Here is a 16,862-nt window from a genome sequence, read left to right on the forward strand (position 1 = left end):
TGTTGCTGCACGCCGCAGCTGCGGCAAGGCCGCGATGACGGCGCATCGGGTACCCTTGCGCGATGTCGCGCGTGAACAAACTCCACCAATGGAAAGAACGTCTGCGCGACCGCGCGCGGACGGTGAGTTTCGGGCGCTTTCTGTGGCGCCGCTTCCTGGACGACCGGCTGTTCCAGGCCGCCGCCTCGCTGGCCTACACCACCGTGTTCGCGCTGGTGCCATTGGCGATCGTGGTATTCGGCGTGCTTTCGGCGTTTCCGGCCTTCAACGAGTGGAAGGACGCGCTGACCGACTTCATCTTCAACAATTTCGTGCCTGGCGCGGCGCGCTCGGTACAGAACTATCTCAATCGCTCGCTGGAAGACCTGGGCAAGTTCACCGTGGCCGGCATGGTCGCGCTGGTGGCCTCGTTGCTGATCACCCTGCACAGCATCGAACAGACCTTCAACAGCATCTGGCGGGTTGCCGCCGCCCGTCCCAAGGTGACGCGCTTCCTGATCTACTGGACGGTGCTGACGCTGGGCACGATGCTGGCTGCCGCCTCCATGGCGATGGCGGCCTACGTGTTCGCGCTGCCGCTGTTCCGCACCACCGAAGGCCAGTGGCTGGCCGAATTCGCCTGGCGGCTGGCGCCGATGGCGGTGGAGTTCGTGTGCATCGTGCTGATCTACCGGGTGGTGCCGCAGCACGTGGTGCGGCTGCGGCATGCGCTGCCGGGCGCGCTGCTGGCGGTGATCCTGATGGAAATCGTCAAATGGGGGTTTGGCTTTTACCTGGGTAATTTCCAGACCTACCAACGCATCTACGGCGCGCTGTCGGCACTGCCGATCCTGCTGTTGTGGATCTACCTGAGCTGGGTGTCGGTGCTGCTGGGCGCCTCGCTGGCCTCCTCGATGTCCGCCTTCCGCTACCAGCCCGAGGCCATGCGCCTGCCGCCGGGCTTTGAGATCTACGGCCTGCTGCGTCTGCTCGGCCGGTTCCGCCAGGCGCGCGTCCACGGCGATGGCCTGGACGAAGACCGCATCCTGGCGCTGGAGCCGATGCTCACCGACACGCTGATGCAGGAACTGCTGTGCGAGCTCAAACGCATCCGCCTGCTGCGTCGCGACGAGCGTGGGCAGTGGCTGCTGGCACGCGATCTTGACGTGGTGCCGCTGGCCGAACTCTACGAAAACTGCCAGCTGCGCGTGCCGATCGAAGACCGCCCGTTGCCGTGCCGCGACGATGCCTACGGCCAGGCCGCCGCCGCCGCGCTGGAACAGCTGCGCCAACCCTTGCGCAGCGTGCTGGCGCAGCCGGTCGGCGACCTCTACACCCACCTTCCCGGAGATCCTCCATGACCGTGCGTCTTGTCCGCAGCGCCTGTGCGCTGCTGTTGCCACTGCTGTTGCTGAGCGCCTGCAAGCCGGCCAGCGAGGCCACTCCCGCTGCCGGCAACGGCGCTGCGCCTGCCGCCACGCCCCAGGCGCCAGCCACGCCAGCCACCCCAGCCACCCCGGCCGACCCGGCTGCACCGCCCAACAGCTCGGTGGTGCAGCAGACCGCCCAGATGCCCAGGCTCTCGCTGCCGACCGTGACCGGCGAGACCTACGACCTGGCCGCGCACCGCGGCAAATGGGTGGTGGTGAATTTCTGGGCCACCTGGTGTGCGCCGTGCCTGAAGGAAATGCCCGAACTGTCGGCGCTGCACACCATGCGCGACACCGTCGAGGTGGTGGGTCTGGCCTACGAAGACATCACCAGCGCCGACATGCAGGCGTTCTTGAAGGACCACCCGGTGTCGTACCCGATCGCCATCCTCGACCCGTACCAGCCGCCACAGGACTTCGCCACCCCGCGCGGCCTGCCGATGACCTACCTGATCGGCCCGGACGGCAAGGTCGCCAAGCAATTCCTTGGCCCGGTGACCGCACGCGATATCGAGGCCGCCGTCGGCATCACCGGCAAGGCGGGTTGATGCAGGCGGCGCGTTTCGTGGTGAGCGGGGTGGTGCAGGGCGTGTGGTACCGCGCGTCCACCCGCCAGCGCGCAGTCGCACTCGGCCTGGTCGGGCATGCCCGCAACCAGGCCGACGGCAGCGTGGAAGTGGTCGCCGCCGGTAGCGCGGCGGCGCTGGACGCTTTGGAAGCATGGCTATGGCAGGGCCCGCCGGCCGCCACGGTCGCGGCGGTCACGCGCACGGCCTGCGCGGTTCCGCCGACTGAAGACTTTGTAACTGGGTGAGCGTGCGCCACTGAAGCGGGGCAACAGAGTTGGGTTGCCTCGCCGATAACCTTGTCAACGCGATCAGGCGTGCACGGGGAATGTAATGGCCGCTCCATCTCAAGACCGCAACGACGGGCACGACCTGCCCGCGCATCGCCGCCACCGCCAGATGGCGCAGCTGGCGCCGTGGTTGTATCTCGGTGTCCTGCTGGGCAGCGGCTGGTTGTTGTTCCTGCACCCGCAAACCCGCGTGCTAGCAACCGGACAGGCGGCAACCAGCTGGCTGCTGGCCTGGATCTTTGGCGGCATCGTGATCGGCGCAGTGGTGTGGAGCCTGCGTCTGGCACGCCAGGGGCTGGGTCAGCCCTCGGCAAGCTACCCGCTGTCGGCGCGCTTGCCCGACTCGTGGGCCGATGCCTACGCCGCACTCCTGCGCCCGGCCACGGTAGCTCCGATGGCCGCGGCCCGGCCGGACCCGGCCGGCGCCCAGCGTGGCGCAGCCTGGCATCGCTTCGGCGGCGGCATGCTCAGCGCGGAAACCTTCGACCCGAACGACGCCACCCGTGCGCCGTGGGACGGACTGGATGCGCAGTCCTGCATCCTGCGTCTGGACGATGTGCGTCAGGCCTGGCACAACGCTGCCGCCAACCGCACGCTGCAGCAGGAGCGCCGTTACTGGCTGGATGTGGTGTTGTCGCTGCTCGACCACGGCGTGATGCGCCCGCTGCAGGACGGCTACCTTCCCGACACCGCCGCGCTGCGTACCGAACGTTTCCTGCTGGGCGCCGATGCCGGCCCGATCGTGCTGTCCGAGGTGCCGGCGTTGTTTGCGCGGCGCCTGGCACTGGCCATCGAGGCCATGCCGGCCGCCCAGCGCGAGGCCGCTGGCGTGCAATGGCGCCTGCTGCAGCAATTGCATGCGCTGGTCGCCGAAGGTCGCATGCTGGACGAACGTTCGCAGGTGATCCAGGTGCTGGCATGGAATCCGGATGTGGACCTGGACCAGGTCGAAGTGGCCTACATCCTGGCCGCCGAATACCGCGAAGGCATGCGCGACTGGCTACGCCGCGCCGCGCTGGTGCGCCTGCCCGACAGCGCGCTGCGTCTGGACGAAGTGCTGCTGTCGTCCTGTAGCCCGCTCGGTGCGCAGGCCGACGATGTGGACTACATGGAAGCGATGCGCCCGCTGCATCGCGGTTTCATGCAATTGTTCAGTCAGCGCCTGAGCCAGCTGGTGCTGCAGGCCGAACAGGCCGAACGTCAGGCCGGCCTGCACCCGCTACCGCGTGCCACCGCGGCCAGCGACGAAATCTCTCAGGACTGGGCGGCGTAATCGTCGATCGGCTCCAGCACGCCATAGCGTTCCTTGTGCAGCTTGCCGGGCAATGGCGGCAGCTGCACCAGCTCGTCGGGCACTGCGGTGTCCGGTAGCCGGTCCAGCAGATCGCGGATCAGGCTCAGGCGGCCACGCTTCTGGTCGTTGAAATCCACCAGCGTCCACGGTGCATCGGGCGTATGCGTCGCCTCCAGCATGCGTTCGCGCGCGGCGGTGTAGTCGTCGTACTTGGTGCGTGACTGCAGGTCCACCGGCGAGAGCTTCCAGCCCTTGAGTGGGTCTTCGCGGCGTTCGGCAAAGCGCTTTTCCTGCTCGGCCTGGTCCACGCACAACCAGTACTTGAACAGCAGGATGCCGTCGTCGACCAGCATCTGTTCGAAACGTGGCGCCTGCTCCAGGAACAGGTCGTATTGCGCGTCGGTGCAATAGCCCATCACCTTCTCGACGCCGGCGCGGTTGTACCAGCTGCGGTCCATCAGCACCAGTTCGCCGCCCGCCGGCAGGTGCGTCACATAGCGCTGGAAATACCACTGCGTGCTTTCGCGGTCGTTGGGCTTGGGCAGCGCCACCACGCGACACTGGCGTGGGTTGAGATGGCTGGCGATGGTCTGGATCACGCCGCCCTTGCCGGCGGTGTCGCGGCCTTCCACCAGCACCAGGGCGCGCTGGTTGGTGTGGCGCAACCAGCGCGCCATGTCCACCAGCTCCAGCTGCATCGGCGCCAGCAACTTTTTATAGGCCTTGCGTTTCAGGTGCGACATGCGCGTTCCAGCAACAGTGGAGAGCGCGCAGGCTATTGCCCCAGGCGTGGACGCAATGTCGCCAGATTGCAGGGCCTGGTGCGCGCATCCAGCTGCGCACGCACGATCTTCTCCCAGGCCGTGCGGCAGGCCGAGGTGGAGCCGGGCAGGCAGAACACGAAGCTGTGATTGGCCAGCCCGGCAAAGGCGCGCGACTGCAGCGAGGAGGTACCGATTTCTTCCACGCTGATCGCGCGGAACATCTCGCCGAAGCCAGGCATGACCTTGTCCAGCAACGGGGTGATCGCTTCCGGGGTGCTGTCGCGACCGGTGAAGCCGGTGCCGCCGGTGATCAGGATGCCGTCGACCTGCGCATCGGCAATCCAGCGCGACACGATCGCACGCATGCGGTAACGGTCGTCCGGGCACAGTGCACGTTCGTGCAGCACATGGCCTTCGTGGGTGAGGGCATCGGCCAGGTAATCGCCGGAGCGATCGTCGGCCAGCGTGCGGCTGTCGGACACCGTCAGCACGCACAGGCGCAAGGGAATGAAGTCGAGAGTGGAAGGCATGCCACAAGCCTAGCGAGCCGGGACGACCGGGTACAGCACCACGGCGTGAAGCCGCACAACGCAGCTGCTGGCGTCGGTCAGGGCGACAGCGCGGCCGCGGATCGGCTCCTCGGCCCGGCACACATCCTGTCTGGCTCGCCGTCGCGGCACATCCGTGTGCCGCTTTCCGCCAATCCCCGGTCACGCTGCCGACTCGGCGCGTGGCTTCCATGGCCTGAAAAGGTCTCGACGAAACTTGATGGCCCTTTCAATCCTCTCCGGCCCGGGGTGGGAAGGACGGCTGCGCGCCCTGGGTGCACGTGCCCCGGAGCGCCCGCGCTGCAAGCGCCGGCCACGGCGGGGCGCGGAGGTTGGGGGCAGGGTGCGGCGGCAGACAGCGATCCATCACGTAGCGGCCGTTGCTAAACCCCTAACCAGCCATGCTTTCCCGCGACCCCACGCACCAATTCTCCAAACGCATCCGCAAACCCGTCCATATTGAACAGGTCCGATTCGCGCCGACGCTCCGCCACCCGAGCACGCAACGCACCCAGTGCCGCTGGATCGCTCGCCAACGCCACCGCCGTGGCCACGAACGCAGCGTCATCGGCCACATTCATTTCATCCAGCCCCAGATGATGATTCAGGCTGCCGGCCACACGCGCGGCAAACGTCTGGCCAGGTGTGGTCAAGACCGGGCAACCTGCCCATAACGCATCGGAGGCGGTGGTGTGCGCGTTGTAGGGGTGCGTATCCAGAAACAGATCCGCATGTCGATAGCGCGCCAGATACTGCGGGTGCGGCAGTTTGGGCATGAAGACCAAACGCTGCGCGTGCACGCCCTGTGCCTGCGCTGCTGCACGCAATCGCGCATCCGCCTCACCCGGGCCGGACAGCAGCCACAGCACGCTGCCAGGCACCGCGCGCAACACCGCCAGCATGCGCGCCATGCTGCGTGGATTGAGCTTGTAACTGTTGTTGAAGCAGCACAGCACCACAGCGTGCTCAGGCAGCCCGCACTGAGCACGCGATGGCGGTTCGGCTACCGTGCGCGAGGTGTCCGATGGCTGGAAGGCGCGCGGCAAGCGCAGCACCTGCTCGCTATAGAACGGCTCAAGCGACGTCGGCAATGCAACGGTATCGCCAAGCACATAGTCCATCCACGGCGCGCCCGAGGTGCCCGGATACGCCAGCCAGTTGAGCTGCACCGGCGCCGGCCGCAATGCGAAGACTTCCGGCCGTCCGCCACCGCCCCAGCCGCGCAGATCGAACAACAGATCGATGCCCTGGTCGCGGATATGTTGCGCGGTTGCCAGATGCCCCAGCGCAGTGACCTCGTGCATGCGCGTTGCCTGCGCCAGGCGCGCGCGAATGTCGCTGCCATCGTCCGGGCTGGTTGCAAACAGCTGCACGTGCAGGTCCGGTTGGCGTTGCTGCAACGCTTCGAACAAGGCCACCGTCAGTAAGCCCGTCGGGTGGGCGCCAAAGCCGTTGGACACGAACCCGAGTTGCAGCGCGCCGCGGCTGCGCAGCGTGGACGCTGGCAGCGGGCGCACCGAGGAGGCAATGGCGTGCGCACGGGTACGGGCGCACGCCAGTTGCTCCGCGGCGCTGGCGTCCTCGCTCAGGAACGCGAAAGGCTCCACGGCCGCCTCGCCTTGTGTGACTGCGGCCCGCACCTGTGCAGCCAGTGAGTCCAGCTCGCGCCAATCGCATAGGCGGCGTCGCCAGTTGAGCAGTTGTGCGGTGATGTAGGGCTCGTCGGGCAGCAGCTTGTGGGCGCGCGTATAGGCGGCCGCGGCCTGTTCCGGTTGGCCTGCATCTTCGAGCGCGTGCCCAAGCCACAGGGCGATCCCCGGATGCTGCGGTACCAGGTCCGAGGCCTGTTGGAGCAGCGTGGCCGCTTCTGCATGGCGCTGCTGCGCCCAGCGCACCCGTCCCAGCCGCGCCACCGCTTCCGGATGGCCCGGATGCAGCGCCAGCGCGCGCTGCACGGCCGCCTCGCCGGCAGCGGTGACGCCCATGCCCAGCTCGGCATCGGCCAGCATCAACCAGGCGACGAAATCGCCGGGCTGGCGTCGCACTTGCTCGCGCAGCTGCAGCAGCTCGCGCGGGACTTGCGCACTCACGGGCTATCGCTCAACCGTGCCAGTTCGTCGGCTTGATGTTCGTGCAGCAGCCGCCCGATCAACGCATCCAGATCGCCTTCGATGATGTTGGGCAGGTCGTACAAGGTCAGCCCTTCGACGCGATGGTCGGTGATGCGACCCTGCGGAAAACTGTAGGTGCGGATGCGCTGGCTACGGTCGCCGCTGCCCACCTGCAACTTGCGCGTCTGCGCTTCGGCCGCTGCCGCCTTGCTGCGTTCGGCGTCCAGCAGCTGCGCCTTCAACCGCTTCATCGCCTTGTCGCGATTGGCATGCTGGCTGCGCTCGGTCTGGCATTCCACCACCACCCCGCTGGGCACGTGGGTGATGCGGATTGCCGATTCGGTCTTGTTGACGTGCTGGCCGCCCGCACCGGACGAGCGGAACGTGTCCACCTTCAGATCGGCCGGATTGATCGTGATCTCTTCCACGTCGTCGGCTTCGGGAATGATCGCCACCGTGGCAGCCGAGGTGTGGATACGGCCCTGCGATTCGGTTGCCGGCACGCGTTGCACGCGATGGGTGCCGGATTCGAATTTCAGGCGCGAATACGCACCGCGCCCGACCACCCGCGCCACCACTTCCTTGTAGCCGCCATGCTCGCCGGGGCTGTCGGATTCGATTTCCACCTTCCAGCCCTGGCGCTCGGCGTAGCGTGCGTACATGCGGAACAGGTCGCCGGCAAAGATCGCCGCTTCGTCACCGCCAGTGCCGGCGCGCACTTCCAGAAACAGGTTGCCGTCGTCGCGCGGATCACGCGGTACCAGCAGCGATGCAAGTTGTGCATCGAGTTGTTCCAGGCGCGCCTGTGCAGCGGCGATTTCCTCTTCGGCCAGTTCGCGCATCTCCGGGTCGTTGCGCAGCGCTTCGGCCGTGGCCAGGTCGGCCTTGGCGCGCGCCTCCTCTTCCAGCGCCATCGCCACCGGCTCCAGTTGCGACAGTTCGCGCGAGAGCGTACGGAACGTGTCGTTGTTGCCCACCACATCGGGGTCGGAGAGCAGGTGCTGCAGTTCTTCGCGGCGCTCGGCCAGCGCTTCGAGCTTACGGCGCAGGGTCGGCGTCATCGGTCCTCACGATCGGGGTAGCTATGGGGGGGTGTTGGTAACCCGGCTTTTCCGGAAACAGCCGGTCGGCCGCAGTGGTCAATTCCAGGTCGTTGTTGAGCGCCGCATTGCGCAATGCGGCCGTGGGCGGATGCAACAAACGGTTGGTCAGCGCATGCGCCAACTGTTCCAGCACTTCGTCGGCCGGCTTGCCGTTGTGCAACTGCTGGCGTGCCTTGGCCAGCAGCTCGTCGCGGGTGCTATCGCCAAAGGCGCGCAGCCGCTTGAGGGGTGCCTGGCGCGCAGTGGCCTGCAGCGTTTCGACATAGCGCGCCACTTGCAGGTCGATGATGGCTTCGGCCTGGTCGGCCGCTTCGCGGCGGCCACGGCGATTGTCTTCGACCGCGCGTTCCAGATCGTCCACCGTGTACAGGTAGGCGTCGCCCAACTCGCCTACCGAGGCCTCGATATCGCGCGGCACGGCCAGGTCGAACAGCAGCATCGGCTTGCGCTTGCGCGTGCGCAACGCCTGTTCCACCTGTGCGCGGGTCACCAGCGGCTCACGCGCAGCGGTGGCCGAAAACACCACATCCGCCTCGGCCAGGTGGCGTTCCAGATCGGTCAGCGGCAAGGCGAAGCCGCCGTGCTGGCTGGCCAGTGTCTGGGCATGGGCCAGGGTGCGGTTGGCGATCAGCAGGCGGCGCACGCGGCCTTCGCTCAGATGCTTGGCCGCCAGTTCGATGGTTTCGCCGGCACCGATCAGCAACACCGTCGACTCGTTGAGCCGGGCAAAGGAGTCCTGTGCCAGCCGCACCGCCGTGGATGCGACCGAAACCGGATTTGCGCCGACACGGGTGTCGGTACGCGCGCGCTTGGCTACCGAAAAGGTCTGTTGGAACAGCCGGTCCAACCCGCTGCCCAGCGCGCCGTGCGCCCGCGCCACCGCCCAGGCGTCCTTCACCTGGCCCAGAATCTGCGGTTCCCCCAGCACCATCGAATCCAGCCCGGTGGCGACACGGAACAGGTGGCGCACCGCCTCGGCTTCCCGGTGCTGGTACAGATGACCGCTCAGCCCGGGCGCGTGCGTTTCCAGCCAGTTGACCAGGCTGTGCGCCTCGTCGGCCATTGCATACAACTCGGTACGGTTGCAGGTGGCCAACAGCGCGGCCTCGCTTACCTGGGGCAGCGCACGCAGCGATTCGAGCGCGCGCGGCAGCGCATCACCTGCGAACGCCGCGCGTTCGCGCAGGTCCACAGGTGCGGTCTGGTGATTCAGTCCGAGCACCCACAACGTCATTGTTCAGTTGCTTGCGATAAGCTGGCGGCCATTCAGGGCCCCATTTTACGGCCCGGTTGCCCCCGATGCCTGTACCGATTCGCATCCTGAGTGTTCTTTTGCTGGTCGCAGTCTCCGCCAGCGCCACTGCAGCACCCAAGAAAGCACGGCCCGCTCCGCCCCCAGGCAATGCCGGCACCTCGTCGCTGGAACCCGTGCTGGCCGGCGAATTCGCCTTGCAGGCCGGGCAACTGGACGATGCCGCGCGCGCCTACCTGGACGCCGCCAAGGCCGAAGCCGGCGATGCCGGGCTGGCCGAGCGCGCCGCCCGCATCTCCATGCTGGCCAACGACGACCCGCGCGCGATCGAAGCGCTGGCGTTGTGGCGCGCCCGCGCGCCGTCGTCGATGTCCATGCGCAGCACCGAGGCCTCGTTGGCGCTGCGCCGCAACGACCTGCGCACCGCGCGCCGCGATTTGCTCGGCTTGCTCAAGGAGCCCGATCCGCGTGGCTGGCGCTTTGCGCTGATCGCCCTGGCCAACGGCGGCCGCGAGCCGGAAGCCTCGGCCGATGTGCTCGAAGACCTGGTCAAGGCCGGCGCCATCCCGAATCAGATCGAAGCCTGGCAGGAATTCGGCCGGCTCGCGCTGCGCATGGAGCGCCCCGCGCTGGCCAAGCGCATCGTCGACGAGGTGGTACGCCGCTTCCCCGAAGAGCCGCGCGTGGCCTTGTTGCATGCCACCCAGTTGCAGCAGGAAGGCAAGAACGACGAAGCGCTGGCGCTGCTGAAGAATATCGAACCGCAGGCGGTCAAGGACTCCGAGCTGCGCGGCGCGCTGGCGTTTGCCTACGACGCCATGGGCCAGACCGAAGCTGCTGCACGCGTGCTTTCGACCGGGCCGCAGGACACCCAGACCTATGGCTTGCGTGCCTCGATGCTGGCCAAGGAGAAAGACCGCAGCTCGCTGGAGGCGCTGTACGCCGAGCTCAAGAGCAACGCTACCAAGCCCGATCCGGACCGCCGTCTGCTGCTGGGCAAGATCGCCGAATTCCTCAAGCGCTACGACGAGGCGGTGGAGTGGTATCGCGGCGTGCCGGGTGGTCCGCAGGTCAGCGAGGCGCGTCTGCGCACCGCCAGTGCCTTGTACGAACTGGGCCGCAAGCCCGAAGCGCTTGCCGAAGCCCGCGCCCTGCAGGGCGACGCCAGTGCCGACGATGACGCGCGCCGCGACGCCTACGTGCTCGAAGCCGAGCTGCATCAGCGGGCCGACGATGCGCCGGGCGAACTGGACGCCTTCGAACGTGGCCTGGCCGCCTACCCGGACGATAGCGCGTTGCTGTACGCCCGCGGGCTGGCCTGGGAGCGGCGCGACGACGTCCCGCGTGCCGAGGCCGATCTGCGCAAGATCCTGGTGACCGAGCCGGAAAACGTCGCCGCGCTGAACGCGCTGGGCTACACCTTGGCCGACCGCACCACCCGCTACAAGGAAGCGTTGGCGCTGATCGACCGTGCCCGCACCGCCGACCCGGACAACCCGGCCATTGTCGACAGTTATGGCTGGGTGCTGTACCGGATGGGCCGCACCAAGGAAGCGTTGGTGCAGCTGCGCCGCGCCTGGGCGCTGGTCAAGGACCCGGAAATCGCGGCCCACGTGGGCGAAGTGCTGTGGGTCAGCGGCAAGCAGGACGAAGCGCGTCGCTACTTCGATGAAGCGCGCCGCCTCGACCCGGACAACCGTGCGCTGCAGCGCGCCGTGGAAAAGTTCGGGCTATGAGCAGGGCGGTTCGAACGCTGGCCCTGGGCGGGCTGGTGCTGGTCGGGCTGTCGGCCTGCGTCAGCGTGCCGCGCGGGCAGGGCAGTGGGGCGGCCGTGGCCGATCACGTCTCCGACAGTGCGCGCCAGGCCGAAGCCGCTCGCCAGGCCTGGTTGCAGGCGCACCCCAATTGGTCCTTCCAGGGCCGGGTGGCGATCAGCAAGGACCGCAATGGCGGCAGCGGCCGCATCGACTGGCAGCAGGATGGCCCACGCTACCGCGTGCAACTCAGTGCGCCGGTCACCCGGCAAAGCTGGGTGCTCACCGGCGACACCACCAGCGGCGCCGGCCGGCTGGAAGGGCTGGACGGCGGTCCGCGCAGTGGTCCTGATGCCGAGCAGGTGCTGCTGGAAGCAACCGGCTGGACCATCCCGGTCAACCAGATGCCTGACTGGGTGCGCGCGCTGCGCATCGCCGACGCCGGTGCCGCACGCGTCGACCTGGATGCCGCCGGGCGCCCGCGCACCGTGCAGCAGGATGGCTGGACGATCGAATTTTTGGCCTGGACACCAGCCGGCGCCGACCAGCCCGAGCTGCCGCAGCGGATCGAAGCCCGCAACGGCGAGGCAAAGGTGCGCCTGTTGGTCGACCAATGGACCGTGTCGCCCTGATGGACGCGCCGGGCACTGATTGGTCGGCGTGGCCTGCGCCGGCCAAGCTCAATCTGTTTTTGCAGATCACCGGGCGCCGTGCCGACGGCTACCACCTGCTGCAGACCGTGTTCCGGCTGCTGGACTGGGGGGACACCGTTCATCTTCGCGTGCGTCGTGACGGCCAGATCCGCCGCCTGGGCGAGAGTCTGCCCGGCGTATCCGAAGACGATGACCTGGTGATCCGCGCTGCGCGCCTGCTGCAATCGGCAGCCGGCACCCAGGCGGGCGCGGAGATTCGGGTCGACAAGCGCATCCCCGCCGGCGGCGGTTTCGGCGGCGGTTCCTCGGACGCGGCGACCGTGCTGGTGGCGCTCAACGCCTTGTGGGGCCTGGGCCTGGCGGCCGATGTGCTGGCCGAGCTGGGCCTGCAGCTGGGTGCGGACGTGCCGGTCTTCGTGCGCGGCCGCAATGCCTGGGCCGAAGGCGTGGGTGAACAACTGACCCCGATTTCCCTGCCGGAAGCGGCGTATCTGCTGGTCGATCCCGGCGTTCATGTACCGACCCCGGCGTTATTTCGATCACAGGAATTGACGCGGGATGCTGCGCCCGCGAAAATAGCGGACTTCGCTTCCGGTTCCCTGCTCGACAATGCGTTCGAGCCGGTCCTGCGGCGCCGCGAACCCGCCGTCGAGGCCGTGTTCCAGGCGCTTTCCAGGGTCGGTACACCGCGTTTGACCGGGTCGGGAAGTGGCTGTTTCGTCGAGTTCGCCACGCGCGCTGCTGCAGAGCAGGCGCTGGCGCAGTTGCCGGGCAGCCTGCGGGCGTGGGTGGTGGAGGGTGCAGCGCACTCGCCATTGCTCGATGCGCTGGACGCGACACAGGTTTGATGCAGGGGCGTCGCCAAGAGGCCCAAGGCACCAGGTTTTGATCCTGGCATTCGTAGGTTCGAATCCTACCGCCCCTGCCAGTTTGTCGAGAAAGGCAGGTCCGCCTGCACCAGGTTTCACTGCAGATCCTTCTGCAATACCTCGCGCATCCTTGCGCGGGAATCGAACGAAAGCCCGGCATTGGTTCGGCTTTGTCCTGCTCCACCATCGATCCGCACGCTCTTCGCCGCCGCCCGAGAGATCTCATGCAAGACCAACGTAATCTGCTGGTGTTCTCCGGCAATGCCAACAAGCCGCTTGCCCAGAGCATCTGCAAGGAACTCGGCGTTCGCATGGGCAAGGCGTTGGTCACGCGCTTTTCCGACGGCGAAGTGCAGGTGGAGATCGAAGAGAGCGTGCGTCGGCAGGAAGTGTTCGTCATCCAGCCCACCTGCGCGCCCAGTGCCGAGAACCTGATGGAACTGCTGGTGCTGATCGATGCGCTCAAGCGCGCCAGCGCCCAGTCGGTGACCGCGGTGATCCCGTACTTCGGTTATTCGCGCCAGGACCGTCGCATGCGCTCCTCGCGCGTGCCGATCACTGCCAAGGTGGCTGCCAAGATGATCTGCGCCATGGAGGCGGACCGCGTGCTGACGGTCGACCTGCACGCCGACCAGATCCAGGGCTTCTTCGATGTGCCGGTCGACAACGTCTATGCCTCGCCGCTGCTGCTGGCCGACATCTGGCGCGCCTACGGCACCGACAACCTGATCGTGGTGTCGCCGGACGTTGGCGGCGTGGTGCGCGCACGCGCCGTCGCCAAGCGCCTGGACGACGCCGATCTGGCCATCATCGACAAGCGTCGTCCGCGCGCCAATGTGGCCACCGTGATGAACATCATCGGCGACGTGCAGGGCAAGACCTGCGTGCTGGTCGACGACCTGGTCGACACCGCCGGTACCTTGTGCGCCGCTGCCGCAGCGCTGAAGCAGCGCGGCGCGCTCAAGGTCGTGGCCTACATCACCCACCCGGTGCTGTCGGGTCCGGCGGTGGACAACATCAACAATTCGCAGCTCGACGAGCTGGTGGTCACCGACACGATTCCGCTGAGCGAAGCGGCGCGTACCTGCGCCAAGATTCGTCAGCTGAGCGTGGCCGAACTGCTGGCCGAGACCATCCGCCGTATCGCCTTCGGCGAATCGGTCAGCTCGCTCTACGTCGACTGATACCCCATTCGGTGCCCGGATTCCCGGGTGCCGCCACACGTCTCACCTGGTCGCGGGTGAGACGCTTCATCGCCGCGAGGCGGTGTTCCAACTAGGTAGTGAAATCCAATGGCAAAGACTCATGAAATCAAGGTCGAGCGCCGCGCTGACGAGGGGAAGGGTGCGAGCCGCCGCCTGCGTCATGCTGGCGTCATCCCGGCCATCGTCTACGGTGGCGAACTCGAGCCGGTCAGCATCCAGCTCAACCACGAGCAGATCTGGCTCGCCCAGCAGAACGAGTGGTTCTACTCGTCCATCCTGGACCTGAACCTCAATGGCGACGTGCAGCAGGTGCTGCTGCGTGACATGCAGCGCCATCCGTTCAAGCAGCTGATCATGCACATCGACTTCCAGCGCGTCAGCGCCAACGAGAAGCTCAGTGCTGCCGTGCCGCTGCACTTCATCAACGAAGCGTCTTCGCCTGCCGGCAAGTCGAGCGAAGTGGTCGTCACCCACGAACTCAACGAAGTCCAGGTGGTCTGCCTGCCGAAGGATCTGCCGGAGTTCATCGAAGTGGACCTCGGTGCACTGGAAGTGGGCAACGTGATCCACCTGTCCGAAATCAAGCTGCCGGCCGGTGTTGAAATTCCGGAGCTGAAGCTGGGCAAGGAACACGACGTTGCCGTGGTGGCTGCCAAGCACGTACGGATCGAAGAAGACGACGCTGCCGGCGAAGAAGGCAGCGAAGGCGCCGAGACCAAGTAATCCGTCGGCCGGTCCCCTGCATTGCGCGCGGGATCGGCTGCGGTCACTGGCATGTCTGCACTTCGTCTGATCGTCGGGCTGGGAAACCCCGGCCCGGAACACGCGCAAACCCGGCATAACGCCGGGTTTCGTTTCGTCGATGCCCTCATCGAGCGCAGTGGCGCCCGCTGGGCATTGGATAGCAAGTTGTTCGGCGAGACCGCCAAGGTCGAGATCGCGGGACAACCGGTCTGGCTGCTCAAGCCGGCCACCTTCATGAATCTCAGCGGCAAGTCGATCATCGCCGCATTGCGATTCTGGAAGATCGAGCCCGAACACCTGCTGGTCGCCCACGACGAACTGGATCTGGCGCCCGGCACGGCGCGGCTCAAGTTCGACGGCGGTCACGGTGGGCAAAATGGCTTGCGCGACACCATTCGCCTGCTCGGGCACGGCAAATTTCACCGTCTACGCGTTGGCATCGGTCATCCCGGTCACAAGGACCGCGTGGTGCCCTGGGTGCTGGGGCGGGCAGGGCGCGAGGACGACGCGGCGATCGGCGCTGCGGTGGATGCCGCCATCGATGTGCTGCCGCTGGCGATGGAAGGCAATTTCAACGAGGCGATGAAACGCCTGCATACCGAAAAAAAATAGAGAATGGGGAATAGGGAATGGACAGGGCGCTGCTCCTGCCATTCTCCATTCCCGATTCTCCATTCACTGGAAAACCCATGGGTATCAAATGCGGCATCGTCGGCCTGCCCAATGTCGGCAAGTCGACCCTGTTCAATGCGCTGACCAAGGCGGGCATCGCTGCGGCCAACTTCCCGTTCTGCACCATCGAGCCGAACGTCGGTATCGTGCCGGTGCCGGATCCGCGTCTCAATCAGCTGGCTGACATCGTCAAGCCGCAAAAGCTGATTCCTACTGCGGTCGAGTTCGTCGATATCGCCGGTCTGGTGGCTGGTGCGGCGAGTGGCGAAGGCCTAGGCAACAAGTTCCTGGCGCACATCCGCGAAGTCGATGCGATCACCCACGTGGTGCGTTGCTTCGAGAACGACGACGTCATCCACGTCAACAACAAGGTCGACCCGATCGCCGATATCGAAACCATCGATACCGAGCTGGCGCTGGCCGATCTGGATAGCGTGGAAAAGGCCCTCAACCGTGCCGAACGCAGCGCCAAGGGCGGCGACAAGGATGCAGCGGCGCGCAAGCCGGTGCTGGCCAAGTTGCAGGCCGCGCTGGCCGACGGCAAGGCGGGGCGTGCCGCCGGTCTGGACGATGAAGAAAAGGCACTGGTGCGCGATCTGTTCCTGCTGACGCTCAAGCCGGTGCTGTACATCGCCAACGTGCTGGAAGACGGCTTCGAGAACAATCCGCACCTGGATGCGGTGCGTGCGCATGCGGCTGTCGAAGGTGCCGAAGTGGTGCCGGTCTCGGCGGCCATCGAAGAGGAGCTCTCGCAGCTGGACGATGCCGATCGCGACAGCTTCCTGGCCGATCTCGGCCTGGAAGAGCCAGGCTTGAATCGCGTCATCCGTGCGGCCTATACGCTGTTGGGCCTGCAGACCTATTTCACCGCAGGCGTCAAGGAAGTGCGTGCCTGGACGGTCAAGGCCGGTTCGACGGCGCCGCAGGCTGCAGCCGTGATCCACACCGATTTCGAGAAGGGCTTCATTCGCGCCGAAACGATCGGTTTCGACGACTTCATCAAGTACCGCGGCGAAGCAGGTGCCCGCGATGCCGGGCGCCTGCGCCTGGAAGGCAAGGAATACCGCGTCCAGGAAGGCGACGTGCTGCACTTCCGCTTCAACGTGTGATCGGCTGTGCGTGGCGCCTGACGCCGCGTATCGTTGAGAGTGAAGAATTGCTCAAAATTTTTGTTGACACTGCATGCGTCCCACAACAAAATAACGGGCTGCTTCACCCCGAACCGAATATGCCTCGCGGCGCACCGGTCCGGTAGTAAAAGCTGGAGGGATACCCAAGCGGCCAACGGGGGCAGACTGTAAATCTGCTGGCTTACGCCTTCGGTGGTTCGAATCCACCTCCCTCCACCAGTTTCACGTTGTGGCATGCAGTTCCCGGCGCGGGAGTAGTTCAACGGTAGAACCTCAGCCTTCCAAGCTGATGGTGCGGGTTCGATTCCCGTCTCCCGCTCCATTGAACGCAAATGCATGGCATAATGCAAAACTCGCTCACGTAGCTCAGTCGGTAGAGCACCTCCTTGGTAAGGAGGAGGTCGAAGGTTCGATTCCTTTCGTGAGCACCATTACTCAATCGTCTTCAACTCCAAACGATTACCGAGACACGCACCCATGGCAAAAGCTAAATTCGAG

At 66.3% G+C, this 16,862-nt stretch carries 16 protein-coding genes and 4 tRNA genes; 15 read left to right on the top strand and 5 right to left on the bottom strand.

From position 1 onward, the window contains the following. The first annotated feature begins 62 nt into the window (after window positions 1-62). The 4 genes from J7396_RS16060 to J7396_RS16075 all read left to right on the top strand — a co-directional run bounded on the left by J7396_RS16060 (window position 63) and on the right by J7396_RS16075 (window position 3,538). Window positions 63-1,340, top strand: coding sequence for a YihY family inner membrane protein (locus J7396_RS16060; RefSeq protein ID WP_008578148.1), 1,278 nt, complete (start codon window positions 63-65; stop codon window positions 1,338-1,340). Next, window positions 1,337-1,957 (top strand): TlpA disulfide reductase family protein, encoded by a 621-nt coding sequence (locus tag J7396_RS16065; RefSeq protein WP_008578149.1) that lies wholly within the window; start codon window positions 1,337-1,339, stop codon window positions 1,955-1,957. Before J7396_RS16060 ends, J7396_RS16065 begins: the two co-directional genes overlap by 4 nt. Continuing rightward, complete coding sequence (locus tag J7396_RS16070) at window positions 1,957-2,223, top strand: acylphosphatase (protein ID WP_008578150.1); 267 nt, start codon at window positions 1,957-1,959, stop codon at window positions 2,221-2,223. The genes J7396_RS16065 and J7396_RS16070 overlap by 1 nt, the downstream gene beginning before the upstream one ends. An 85-nt stretch (window positions 2,224-2,308) precedes the next feature. Then, window positions 2,309-3,538 carry a hypothetical protein gene (locus tag J7396_RS16075; RefSeq protein WP_209261717.1) on the top strand — a complete coding sequence of 410 codons (1,230 nt, stop codon included), beginning with the start codon at window positions 2,309-2,311 and terminating at the stop codon, window positions 3,536-3,538. Here J7396_RS16075 and ppk2 read toward each other — a convergent pair. The 5 genes from ppk2 to hemA form a co-directional block, all read right to left on the bottom strand. After that, window positions 3,520-4,302 (bottom strand): polyphosphate kinase 2, encoded by a 783-nt coding sequence (gene ppk2, locus J7396_RS16080; RefSeq protein ID WP_008578152.1) that lies wholly within the window; start codon window positions 4,300-4,302, stop codon window positions 3,520-3,522. The two genes, J7396_RS16075 and ppk2, sit on opposite strands and share 19 nt — an antisense overlap. 32 nt (window positions 4,303-4,334) lie before the next feature. Further along, entirely contained in the window at window positions 4,335-4,853 is a 519-nt protein-coding gene (moaB, locus tag J7396_RS16085) for a molybdenum cofactor biosynthesis protein B (protein WP_011346528.1), read from the bottom strand. Window positions 4,854-5,254: 401 nt separating this feature from the next. Then, complete coding sequence (locus tag J7396_RS16090; protein WP_209261718.1) at window positions 5,255-6,961, bottom strand: tetratricopeptide repeat protein; 1,707 nt, start codon at window positions 6,959-6,961, stop codon at window positions 5,255-5,257. Next, on the bottom strand, window positions 6,958-8,043 hold the full coding sequence (gene prfA, locus J7396_RS16095; RefSeq protein ID WP_011346530.1) for a peptide chain release factor 1: 1,086 nt from the start codon (window positions 8,041-8,043) through the stop codon (window positions 6,958-6,960). The genes J7396_RS16090 and prfA overlap by 4 nt, the downstream gene beginning before the upstream one ends. Continuing rightward, the gene (gene hemA / locus J7396_RS16100) at window positions 8,021-9,319 is read right to left on the bottom strand and encodes a glutamyl-tRNA reductase (protein ID WP_209261719.1); all 1,299 of its coding nucleotides are present in this window, start codon (window positions 9,317-9,319) and stop codon (window positions 8,021-8,023) included. Before hemA ends, prfA begins: the two co-directional genes overlap by 23 nt. A gap of 65 nt (window positions 9,320-9,384) precedes the next feature. On the opposite strand from hemA, the gene J7396_RS16105 reads away from it, so the two are divergent. The 11 genes from J7396_RS16105 (at window position 9,385) to J7396_RS16155 (ending at window position 16,795) form a co-directional block, all read left to right on the top strand. Then, window positions 9,385-11,073: a tetratricopeptide repeat protein gene (locus J7396_RS16105; RefSeq protein ID WP_071117517.1), complete on the top strand. Its 1,689-nt coding sequence runs from the start codon at window positions 9,385-9,387 to the stop codon at window positions 11,071-11,073. Further along, window positions 11,070-11,723, top strand: a complete 654-nt coding sequence (lolB, locus tag J7396_RS16110) for a lipoprotein insertase outer membrane protein LolB (protein ID WP_029818760.1) — start codon at window positions 11,070-11,072, stop codon at window positions 11,721-11,723. The genes J7396_RS16105 and lolB overlap by 4 nt, the downstream gene beginning before the upstream one ends. Then, the gene (ispE, locus tag J7396_RS16115; RefSeq protein ID WP_008576042.1) at window positions 11,705-12,592 is read left to right on the top strand and encodes a 4-(cytidine 5'-diphospho)-2-C-methyl-D-erythritol kinase; all 888 of its coding nucleotides are present in this window, start codon (window positions 11,705-11,707) and stop codon (window positions 12,590-12,592) included. The genes lolB and ispE overlap by 19 nt, the downstream gene beginning before the upstream one ends. 3 nt (window positions 12,593-12,595) lie before the next feature. Further along, window positions 12,596-12,672, top strand: a tRNA-Gln gene (locus tag J7396_RS16120). 165 nt (window positions 12,673-12,837) lie between these two features. Next, window positions 12,838-13,797, top strand: a complete 960-nt coding sequence (locus tag J7396_RS16125) for a ribose-phosphate diphosphokinase (protein ID WP_003486761.1) — start codon at window positions 12,838-12,840, stop codon at window positions 13,795-13,797. 108 nt (window positions 13,798-13,905) lie between these two features. Continuing rightward, window positions 13,906-14,541 carry a 50S ribosomal protein L25/general stress protein Ctc gene (locus J7396_RS16130; RefSeq protein WP_003486759.1) on the top strand — a complete coding sequence of 212 codons (636 nt, stop codon included), beginning with the start codon at window positions 13,906-13,908 and terminating at the stop codon, window positions 14,539-14,541. 51 nt (window positions 14,542-14,592) lie between these two features. After that, a complete protein-coding gene (pth, locus tag J7396_RS16135) occupies window positions 14,593-15,174 on the top strand; it encodes an aminoacyl-tRNA hydrolase (protein ID WP_029818761.1) in 582 nt (193 codons plus the stop codon). Window positions 15,175-15,251: 77 nt separating this feature from the next. Next, the gene (gene ychF / locus J7396_RS16140) at window positions 15,252-16,343 is read left to right on the top strand and encodes a redox-regulated ATPase YchF (protein ID WP_011346536.1); all 1,092 of its coding nucleotides are present in this window, start codon (window positions 15,252-15,254) and stop codon (window positions 16,341-16,343) included. A gap of 154 nt (window positions 16,344-16,497) precedes the next feature. Next, a tRNA-Tyr gene (locus J7396_RS16145) sits at window positions 16,498-16,583 on the top strand. A 29-nt stretch (window positions 16,584-16,612) separates the two neighbouring features. Next, window positions 16,613-16,686: transfer RNA gene (locus tag J7396_RS16150), tRNA-Gly, on the top strand. A gap of 33 nt (window positions 16,687-16,719) precedes the next feature. Further along, window positions 16,720-16,795 (top strand) — tRNA-Thr (locus tag J7396_RS16155). Window positions 16,796-16,862 lie beyond the last annotated feature (67 nt).

Source organism: Xanthomonas sp. A1809 (genome assembly GCF_017746015.1).
GTDB lineage: Bacteria > Pseudomonadota > Gammaproteobacteria > Xanthomonadales > Xanthomonadaceae > Xanthomonas > Xanthomonas euvesicatoria.

Coding starts and splice junctions, on each gene's coding strand:
- J7396_RS16060 (WP_008578148.1), top strand. CDS start 63: ATGTCGCGCGTGAACAAACTCCACCAATGGAAAGAACGTCTGCGCGAC.
- J7396_RS16065 (WP_008578149.1), top strand. CDS start 1,337: ATGACCGTGCGTCTTGTCCGCAGCGCCTGTGCGCTGCTGTTGCCACTG.
- J7396_RS16070 (WP_008578150.1), top strand. CDS start 1,957: ATGCAGGCGGCGCGTTTCGTGGTGAGCGGGGTGGTGCAGGGCGTGTGG.
- J7396_RS16075 (WP_209261717.1), top strand. CDS start 2,309: ATGGCCGCTCCATCTCAAGACCGCAACGACGGGCACGACCTGCCCGCG.
- ppk2 (WP_008578152.1), bottom strand. CDS start 4,302: ATGTCGCACCTGAAACGCAAGGCCTATAAAAAGTTGCTGGCGCCGATG.
- moaB (WP_011346528.1), bottom strand. CDS start 4,853: ATGCCTTCCACTCTCGACTTCATTCCCTTGCGCCTGTGCGTGCTGACG.
- prfA (WP_011346530.1), bottom strand. CDS start 8,043: ATGACGCCGACCCTGCGCCGTAAGCTCGAAGCGCTGGCCGAGCGCCGC.
- hemA (WP_209261719.1), bottom strand. CDS start 9,319: ATGACGTTGTGGGTGCTCGGACTGAATCACCAGACCGCACCTGTGGAC.
- J7396_RS16105 (WP_071117517.1), top strand. CDS start 9,385: ATGCCTGTACCGATTCGCATCCTGAGTGTTCTTTTGCTGGTCGCAGTC.
- lolB (WP_029818760.1), top strand. CDS start 11,070: ATGAGCAGGGCGGTTCGAACGCTGGCCCTGGGCGGGCTGGTGCTGGTC.
- ispE (WP_008576042.1), top strand. CDS start 11,705: ATGGACCGTGTCGCCCTGATGGACGCGCCGGGCACTGATTGGTCGGCG.
- J7396_RS16125 (WP_003486761.1), top strand. CDS start 12,838: ATGCAAGACCAACGTAATCTGCTGGTGTTCTCCGGCAATGCCAACAAG.
- J7396_RS16130 (WP_003486759.1), top strand. CDS start 13,906: ATGGCAAAGACTCATGAAATCAAGGTCGAGCGCCGCGCTGACGAGGGG.
- pth (WP_029818761.1), top strand. CDS start 14,593: ATGTCTGCACTTCGTCTGATCGTCGGGCTGGGAAACCCCGGCCCGGAA.
- ychF (WP_011346536.1), top strand. CDS start 15,252: ATGGGTATCAAATGCGGCATCGTCGGCCTGCCCAATGTCGGCAAGTCG.